8 protein-coding genes and 1 pseudogene are annotated in these 8,220 nt (G+C 70.7%); 3 read left to right on the top strand and 6 right to left on the bottom strand.

Features of this window, described 5'->3' with window-relative positions; genetic code table 11:
- Positions 1-264 (top strand): annotated as a pseudogene (locus tag D8M29_RS06375) (class I fructose-bisphosphate aldolase); the annotation flags it as partial.
- Positions 265-370: 106 nt separating this feature from the next.
- Here D8M29_RS06375 and D8M29_RS06370 read toward each other — a convergent pair.
- From D8M29_RS06370 to D8M29_RS06345, 6 genes are all read right to left on the bottom strand, one after another.
- A complete protein-coding gene (locus D8M29_RS06370) occupies positions 371-1,426 on the bottom strand; it encodes a type II glyceraldehyde-3-phosphate dehydrogenase (RefSeq protein ID WP_002854314.1) in 1,056 nt (351 codons plus the stop codon).
- 88 nt (positions 1,427-1,514) lie between these two features.
- Positions 1,515-2,189, bottom strand: a complete 675-nt coding sequence (locus tag D8M29_RS06365; protein ID WP_060974078.1) for a DUF305 domain-containing protein — start codon at positions 2,187-2,189, stop codon at positions 1,515-1,517.
- A gap of 59 nt (positions 2,190-2,248) precedes the next feature.
- A complete protein-coding gene (locus D8M29_RS06360) occupies positions 2,249-4,486 on the bottom strand; it encodes a copper-translocating P-type ATPase (protein WP_060974077.1) in 2,238 nt (745 codons plus the stop codon).
- 75 nt (positions 4,487-4,561) lie between these two features.
- Positions 4,562-4,891, bottom strand: a complete 330-nt coding sequence (locus tag D8M29_RS06355; RefSeq protein ID WP_060775536.1) for a heavy-metal-associated domain-containing protein — start codon at positions 4,889-4,891, stop codon at positions 4,562-4,564.
- Between the two features lie 71 nt (positions 4,892-4,962).
- Positions 4,963-6,132: a cell wall metabolism sensor histidine kinase WalK gene (locus D8M29_RS06350; RefSeq protein WP_060974076.1), complete on the bottom strand. Its 1,170-nt coding sequence runs from the start codon at positions 6,130-6,132 to the stop codon at positions 4,963-4,965.
- Entirely contained in the window at positions 6,129-6,854 is a 726-nt protein-coding gene (locus D8M29_RS06345) for a response regulator transcription factor (protein ID WP_060974075.1), read from the bottom strand. The genes D8M29_RS06350 and D8M29_RS06345 overlap by 4 nt, the downstream gene beginning before the upstream one ends.
- Before the next feature lie 157 nt (positions 6,855-7,011).
- On the opposite strand from D8M29_RS06345, the gene D8M29_RS06340 reads away from it, so the two are divergent.
- A complete protein-coding gene (locus tag D8M29_RS06340) occupies positions 7,012-7,878 on the top strand; it encodes a F510_1955 family glycosylhydrolase (protein WP_036340675.1) in 867 nt (288 codons plus the stop codon).
- The coding region (locus tag D8M29_RS14155) for a hypothetical protein (RefSeq protein WP_233569978.1) at positions 7,875-8,220 on the top strand (346 nt) is incomplete at its 3' end. The genes D8M29_RS06340 and D8M29_RS14155, both read left to right, overlap by 4 nt.

Below are 8,220 nucleotides of genomic sequence, written 5' to 3'. Positions count from 1 at the left end.
TCGGTCATCCTCAAAGTGACGCTGCCGGAGCGGGCGGACTTCTACCGCGAGTTCGTGGACCATCCCCGAGTGATCCGCGTCCTGGCCCTGTCGGGCGGCTATACCCGGGCCCAGGCCACCACCCTGCTGGCCCGCAACCACGGCGTGATCGCCAGCTTCTCCCGCGCCCTGACCGAAGGGCTGAGTACGGCCCAGAGCCCAGCGCAGTTCAATGCGGTGTTGGATGAGGCCATCAACGCGATCGCGACGGCCTCTCGCACCTGACCGGAGGCCATAGGACCGCTGCGGTAGTCTGCGGCCGCCGAAGCGGTGTCCGACCACCCCCCATTCCTGGGGCCGGGCACCGCCTCAGCGGCGTCTGCCGCGCAGTTCAACGGGCAGCCACCGAGGAGCGCACGAAGTCCTGGCGCACCCCCAAGGCGCGGTCGGTGCGCCGGATGGACTCGCCGCCGTCGTCGACGGTTCCGGTGAGGGCCCGGATCGCGTCGATGTTCTCGGGGACGACGATCGCCTGGTTGTCCACCGTGTAGGTGTAGTACAGCTCGTTGCCGTCCACGGTGAGGATGTCTTCCCAGAGGGCCACCTCATACATATCACCCCGGGGCCGGCCCAGGTCCTCCATGAGTTCCACGGTGCTATTGACCGCCACGACGCCGTCCGAGCGCCGGACGAAGGCGATCCGCGGCATCGCCCGGAACGCCTCCAACACCTCCTGCTTCTCGGCCGGGCGGGTGAGCTCGATCGTCCAGTAGTGCAGGTGGTTCTGAGTGTGGGCTCCCTTGGCGGCCATGGTGACCACGTCCAGGTCCGGGACCACCGACTGGGCGTCGGGCCCCTGATGGCTGGGGATTCGGCCCTCGGGGACGATGGTGTTCATGATCCCCGAGTGGTCCGATTCCCACGGATCGGTGGCCCGGCGGATGAGCACCCCCCGGGCCTTGGACAGCAGTCCGACGTCCTTCAGCGCGGTAAGGGCCCGGACGGTGGCGGTGGTATTGCAGGACACCACCCGGGTGCTGTCCCGGCCCAGGGCGGTGGCGTAGTTGGCGTGGGCGACGAAGGAGTGGCCGGTGAGATCGTGCTTCTCCCCGCCCTGGAACACGGATTTGACCCCGTGGGCACGGTAGAGCTCCAGGTTGCCGGCGCCCACCTGGGCCGGGGTGCAGTCCACCACGACGTCAACGTTCTCGAGCAGGTCGTGCAGGCCTCCGACGACGGGAAGGCCGGCATCCGCCATCACCGGTAGGGCCTGCTCGGTAGAGGCGTAGACGGGGATACCCTTCCCGGCCGCAGTCGCGATCCGGTAGTCAGCGATGACGTCACTGACTCCGACCAGCGCCATGTCCTCCTGGGCCCGGACCGCGTCGGCGACGCGTTTGCCGATGACCCCGTACCCGTTCACCGCGACCTTGATCTTGTCCTGCATGCTCGTCTCCTTTCCTGGAGGACCCGTTCCGGTTTCGGGGTCTATCGCCAGCCGCGTCTCACCGGATGCCCGCAGCGGACGACGGTGCTCAGAGCTTGTCGAGCATCTGTTGCATTTCGGTGATCTCGGCCTCCTGGTCGGCGATGACCTGCTCGGCGAGCTGCACGGCCTGCGGGTTCTGGCCGTCCTCGACCTCGTCCTTGGCCATGTCCACGGCGCCCTTGTGGTGGGCGGTCATCTGCTCCAGGTACAACCGGGCGGCCTCGGTGCCCTGGGCCTGCTCCAGGGCGGCCATGTCCTCCTCGGACATCATCCCGGACATCCCGCCGTGGTCCATGCCCTCCATACCGTCCGTGTCCACGGGGTCTTGGCCCCAGGCGGTGAGCATGGCGTTCATGCGCTCGATCTCCGGGCCCTGGGCGTCGATGACCTTCTGGGCGAACGCGGCCACCTCCGCCGGGACGTCATCCTTGGCCAGCAGCATCTCGCTCATCTCAACGGCCTGCTGGTGGTGCGGGATCATCATTTGGGCGAACATCACGTCCGCGTCGTTGTGCTCGGCGGAGACCTCCTCGGCCGAACCGGTCGCCGTGGTGGACGGTGTCGCGGTGGCCGTGGCCGCAGGGGTGGCGGCGGGGGCGGAGCTGGTCGCGGTGGCCGAGGCCTCAGCGCCGGCGTTCTCGTCCTGGGCGCCGGTGCCGCAGGCGGTCAAGGTCAGGGCGGAGGCCAGGGCCAGGGCGGTCAGCGTCATGGTGCGTTTCATGGTGGGTCCTTCCACAGTGGGTTGAGGGTTCATATCAGAGTTAGCGCCAAGAGGCGCGATCAGGAGGTCGCGGGTTGAAGGGCAGCCTGCGACCGGGGGCGCTCGAGAGGAGCCAGGTGCTCCGGGTCCAGGTCGATCCGGCGCAGCAGCTGGGCGTTGAGGGCCACCACGATGGTGGAGACGGACATCAGGATCGCGCCCACCGCGGGGGAGAGCACGAACCCGATCGGGGCGAGCACGCCGGCGGCCAGCGGCACGGCGAGCACGTTGTAGCCGGTGGCCCACACCAGGTTCTGGATCATCTTGGTGTAGCTGGCCTGGGAGAGCTCGATCATCGACAGCACCGCGCGGGGGTCGTTGCTGGCCAGCACAACGCCGGCGGACTCCATGGCCACGTCGGTGCCGGCGCCGATGGCGATGCCGACCTCGGCCCGCGCCAGCGCCGGGGCGTCGTTGACGCCGTCGCCCACCATGGCCACGGACAGTCCCCGGGACTGCAACTCGGTGACCTTGGTGTCCTTGTCCTGGGGGAGGACCTCGGCGAAGACCTCGTCGATGCCCAGGTCCGCCCCGACGGCCTCGGCGACCTGGCGGGCATCGCCGGTGATCATCGCGACCTTGATGCCGCGGGCGTGCAGGGCGGCCACGGCGGCCCGGGACTCGGGGCGGACCTTGTCCTCCACGGCGACCGCGCCGATAACGGACCCCTCGCGCAGCACGTGCAACACCCCGGCCCCGCGCGCGGTCCAGGAGGCGGTGTGCTCAGTGATCTCCGCCGGCATGGTCAGGTTAAGCTCGCGCAGCATGTTCGGGCCCCCGACGAGGATCTCGGAGCCGTCCACGGTGGCGCGCACCCCGCGGCCCATGGCAGCACTGAAGTCCGTGCCGCGCTTGCGCAACGTGCTGGCCTGCGGGTGCTGCCCGGCGGCGGTGACGATGGCCCGGGCCACGGGGTGCTCGCTGTCAGCCTCGGCCGCGGCGGCCACCGCCAGCAGTTCTGCCTCGGACACGCCGGGCATCGCGGTGACGGCGGTGACGACGTGGGCGCCCTCGGTCAGGGTGCCGGTCTTGTCGAACAGGACCACGTCGATGGTGCGCATCCGCTCCAGGGCCATCCGGTCCTTGATCAGGACCCCGGACTTGGCGGCCTTCTCCGTGGAGAGGGCGATCACCAGCGGGATGGCCAGGCCCAGGGCGTGCGGGCAGGCGATGACCAGCACGGTCACGGTGCGGGTGACCGCGTCGGTGGGCTGGCCGATCGCGGTCCACACGATCGCGGTGATGATCGCCGCGACCAGGGCGAACCAGAACAGCAGGGCCGCCGCCCGGTCGGCCAACGCCTGGGCGCGGGAGGAGGATTCCTGGGCGTCAGCGACCATCCGCTGGATCCCGGCCAGGGTCGTGTCGGTCCCGACGGCGGCCACCTTCACCCGCACGGTGTTGTCGGTGGCCACGGTCCCAGCGACCACCGTGTCCCCGGCCTGGCGCAGCACAGGCTTCGACTCCCCGGTGATCATCGCCTCGTCGAACTCCGCGGCGCCCTCGAGGATGGTCCCGTCGGCCGGCACCCGGGCCCCGGCCCGCACTAGCACCACATCGCCCACGGCCAACTCGGTGATCGGCACGGTGATGGTGTCACCGTCCACGACCTTCTCGGCCTCCTCCGGCAGCAGCGCCGCCAGCGCGTCCAAGGCGGAGGAGGCCGCGCCCAGGGCGCGCATCTCCATCCAGTGGCCCAGCAGCATGATGACCACCAGCAGCGCCAGCTCCCACCAGAAGTCCAGCATCAGGTCCCCGATGCCCAGGGTCGTGACCCAGGAGGCGACGAAGGCCACCGTGATGGCCATCGCGATCAGCAGCATCATCCCGGGCTGGCGGGCGCGCAACTCGGTCAGCCCGCCCTTCAGGAAGGGCATGCCGCCATAGAGGTAGATCACGGTGCCCAGCACCGGGGCGATCCACGCCGAGCCCGGGAACTCGGGGACGTGGTAGCCCAGCAGCTGCCCGACCATGTGGCTGAAGAACACCACCGGGATGGAGAGCACCAGTGAGACCCAGAACCGGTTCTTGAACATCGCGGTGGAATGCCCGGCGTGCTGACCGTGGTCGTGGACCTGGTGCTCCTCGTCCAGGGCCGAGTGGGCGTGGCCCTGGGGCATGGCCTGCCCGTGGGTGGCCGCGTCCGCGGGGTGGTGGGCGGCATGGTCGGTGTGGTTGGCGTGGCCGGCGTGGGGGTTCGGGTCTGGGTGTTCGGCGGTCTGGTCGGTGGGGTGATCGTGGTGGTGCGGGGTGCTCATGGTGTTCCTTCTGCTCGGCGGTCTGTTCGGCGACCGGCTCGGCGGTGGGGCGCCGACCTCGAGGGGATGGGTCGGTTAGATCCGGACGCGGTAGCCGGCCGCTTCGATGGCCGTCCGCACGGAGTCCGCGGAGGCGGGCCCGGTCACGGTGACGGGGGAGGCCCCGCCGGCGACCAGTTCGACCCGGACATCGTCCACCCCGTCCAGGGCGCTCACGGCCTCGGCGACGGAGCCCACGCAGTGTCCGCAGGTCATGCCCTCCACCTGGTAGGTCGCGTCGCCGGCGCTCGTCCCGGTTGGGTCGGCACTCTGGCGCCCGGCGGGGGCGGTGGCGTCGGCGGCTGGGGCGCAGCACGAGCAGCCGTTGGTGGCCCCCGGCAGCGGGGTGCGGGCGGATTCGGTCATGACGGTCTCCTTCAGGTCTGAGGGCGGCGCCGGACGGCGCCTCTCCTCTTGGTATATACCCCCTGGGGGTATCATTCAAGGGGTGGAGCGCCGGTGTTCACGGTGGATAAACGGGTGCGCCGGTAGGTGGGCTGGTCGGGGGGCTGCTTGGTGGGCAGGTCGATGGTGAACGTCGCCCCGGCCGTGGTGGAGGTGGCGCTCAGGGTGCCGCCGTGGGTCTGGATGAGAGCTCGGGAGATGGCCAGGCCGACCCCGGAGCCGCCGTGGTCACGGTCGCGGGCGGTGTCCCCGCGGTAGAAGCGTTCGAAGACGTGCGGCAGGTGCTCGGGAGAGATCCCCTCCCCGGTGTCGGTGACGCTGAGCGTGACCCCGGACGGGCTTTGTCGGGCCTCGAGGGTGACCCGGCCCCCGGCCGGGGTGTGGCGCAGGGCGTTGGTGAGCAGGTTGCCCAGGACCTGGCCCATGCGCTGGCGGTCCACGTCCACGGCCAGGCCCGGATCGGCGTCCATGGTCAGGGCCACGCCCTTGGTGGCGTAGGCCTCCTTGTGGGCCTCGGTCGCGGCATGCAGCAGCCCGCTGACCCCTTGGGGGCTGCGGTCCAGTTCGATCCGGCCCTCCTCGGCGCGGGAGACGTCGTTGATGTCCTCCACCAGCCGGGTCAACCGGGCCAGCTGCTCGCCCATCAGCTCACCGGTGGGCTCGTCCCAGTGGGACACCCCGTCTTGCAGGGCCTCGTGGTAGACGGTCAGCACGGAGACGGGGGTGCGCAGCTCGTGGGCCAGGTCCGAGAGCATCCGTCGACGGGTGTCCTCGGTGCGCTGAAGCCGTGCGGCCATGGTGTTGAAAGACCCTGCCAGCTCCTCCACCTCGGTGCCGGCGCCCATGGCCGGCACGCGGGTGTCGTACCGTCCACCGGCCATGGCCTTGGCCGCCTGGGTCAGGGCGTTGATCGGACTCTGGATCCGGCGGGCGACATTCCAGGTCAATGCCAGACAGCAGATCAAGGCCGTGGCCAGGGCCACGCCCAGGGTCCAGAAATTGGCGTCCCGGTAGGCCTGCTCCACGTGCAGCACCTGGGCTGCATCGTGTCCGGCCCCGGCCTGTTCCAGGTGCTCGTGGAACAGTGGTGGGCCGGCCAGGGAGGCCACCACCACCGCGGCCAGCACGCTGGCCCCCACCACCAGCAGCTGGGCGAGGAAGAACCGGGCCGCTAATCCTTGGTAGCGCCGCCGGCCGGTCATTGCTCCGCCATCCGGTAGCCGACCCCGCGGACGGTGTCGATATAGCGGGCCGGGTCCGCGTCGAGCTTGCGGCGCAGGTTCTTGATGTGCACGTCCACGAGCCGTTCATCGCCCACCCAGGCCGGGTCCCAGACGATATCGATCAGCTGGCGCCGGGAGAAGGCCTGGTGCGGGCGCCCCGACAAGGCGGCCAACAGGTCGAACTCCGTGCGCGTTAGTTGCACCACCTGGCCCGACACGCGGGCCTCGTGGGCGGCCAGGTCGATGACCAGGTCACCGCAGACCCGTTCCGGTTCGGGGGCTGACACCGTTGTGCGCGGCCGGCGCATGACCGCCCCCACCCGGGCGACCAGCTCCCGGACGCTGAAGGGTTTGGTGATGTAGTCATCGGCCCCCACCGCCAATCCCTCCAACCGGTGGTGCTCATGGCCGCGGGCGGTGAGCATCAGCACATAGCACTCGGAGAAGGCCCGCACCCGCCGGCACACCTCGATCCCGTCCAGCCCGGGCAGGCCCAGGTCCAGGACCATCACGTCGGGCTCGTGAACCCGGGCGGCCTGCACTGCGGCCGGGCCGGTGTGGGTGAGGGCCACCTCGTAGCCGGCCCGCTCCAGGTAGGTGGCCACCATGCGCGCCAGCGGCTTCTCGTCATCGACCACCAACACCCGGCCGGCCGCCGGACCAGTCCCAGTGTCAGTCCCAGTGCCAGTGCCAGAGTTCATGGGTCCAGTCTCGCTCTGTCTCGCGCCCCGGCGGCTCAGAACGGTGCCGGGGCGGGGAATCTTCATCGAATCTTCAAGGCAAACCGCCCCATCCCGGCGCGTCACCGGCCGACAATGGTAGATAGCCCCGCCTTTTGGCCCGGGGCGGAAAGGCTCCATGACCCCCCTGACCCGCAGAACCCTGATCGCCGGCGGGCTGACCCTGCTCGGCGCTGGCACCCTCACCGCCTGCGCCGCGCCGAACCCCGCGACATCCCCGGCGGCCGGCACCGGCACGCAGGGCACCGGCACGGCCATCACCCACGTCCATGCCCTCACCCGGGACCCCGAGTCCGGTGAGGTGCTGCTGGCCACCCACCAGGGCCTGTTCCGGCTCCAGGACGGGGAGCTGACCCAGGTCGGTCCGGTCGTGGACTTCATGGGTTTCACCCTGACTCCCGAGGGCCGCTACCTGGCCTCGGGTCACCCCGCACCGCGCACCGACCTGCCCGAGCCGCTGGGCCTGGCCGAGTCCACCGACCGGGGCCAGAGCTGGACGGTGCTCTCCCGCGGCGGCGCATCCGATTTCCACGCCCTGGCCGCCGGCCCGAACGGGGTCCTCGGCTTCGATGGGCAACTGCGCGCCAGCACCGACGGCCTCACCTGGCAGAGCCTTGAGATCCCCGTCGCCCCGGCATCGCTGGCGATCTCCCCCAAAACCGGGACCGTGCTGGCCACCACCGAAACCGGCATGTTGCGCTCGACCGACCACGGCGCGACCTGGACCACCCTGGACACCCCCCAGCTGATGCACCTGGTCGCCTGGGCCGATGACACCACCGCCGTGGGCGCCGGCACCGAGGGACACCTGCTGACCAGCACCGACGCCGGCGACACCTGGACCGCCAGCGACCGCCCGGTCGGCACGGCCACCGCCCTGGGAACGGGCATCACCGACGACGGGCAGACCGAAGCACTGCTGGTCGTCGGCTCGACCGTGCTGTCCACCACGGACGGCGGGAACACCACCGAATCGCTGCTGTGACCTCCCCCCGCCGCCCCCTGTCCGGCTGGCCCGCCCTTCGAACCGTTCTGGGCACCCTCGTGTTGATCCTGGGCCTGCTCGGGATGCACGCTGGTACGGGCACCAGCGCGGCTTGGGCCGCCACCGGTACGGCCGCCGCCACAACTGTTCATCACCTCGGGCCGGGCGCCATCGGTCCGGCCGGCATGGTGCCCGAGGTCGTGCTCCCGGCCGAGCCTGCCGGGGATGAGGCAGCCGACCCCGGGTTGCCGGTCTGTGCCCTGGAGGCCGTGGACGATACCTGCGCCTCGGCCCTGACCAAGGCACCTGTCGTGTCCCACTTGGCCTCCCGGGCCCTCCTGC

The sequence above is a fragment of the Micrococcus sp. HSID17227 genome (genome assembly GCF_003989405.1).
Lineage (GTDB): Bacteria > Actinomycetota > Actinomycetes > Actinomycetales > Micrococcaceae > Micrococcus > Micrococcus luteus.
This window is presented reverse-complemented; position numbering and strand designations above follow the sequence as displayed.

Bases quoted from the DNA above. Each gene is read 5' to 3' on its own strand.
- D8M29_RS06350 (WP_060974076.1), bottom strand. From the start codon at position 6,132: ATGACCGGCCGGCGGCGCTACCAAGGATTAGCGGCCCGGTTCTTCCTC.
- D8M29_RS06365 (WP_060974078.1), bottom strand. From the start codon at position 2,189: ATGAAACGCACCATGACGCTGACCGCCCTGGCCCTGGCCTCCGCCCTG.
- D8M29_RS06355 (WP_060775536.1), bottom strand. From the start codon at position 4,891: ATGACCGAATCCGCCCGCACCCCGCTGCCGGGGGCCACCAACGGCTGC.
- D8M29_RS06345 (WP_060974075.1), bottom strand. From the start codon at position 6,854: ATGAACTCTGGCACTGGCACTGGGACTGACACTGGGACTGGTCCGGCG.
- D8M29_RS06360 (WP_060974077.1), bottom strand. From the start codon at position 4,486: ATGAGCACCCCGCACCACCACGATCACCCCACCGACCAGACCGCCGAA.
- D8M29_RS06340 (WP_036340675.1), top strand. From the start codon at position 7,012: ATGACCCCCCTGACCCGCAGAACCCTGATCGCCGGCGGGCTGACCCTG.
- D8M29_RS06370 (WP_002854314.1), bottom strand. From the start codon at position 1,426: ATGCAGGACAAGATCAAGGTCGCGGTGAACGGGTACGGGGTCATCGGC.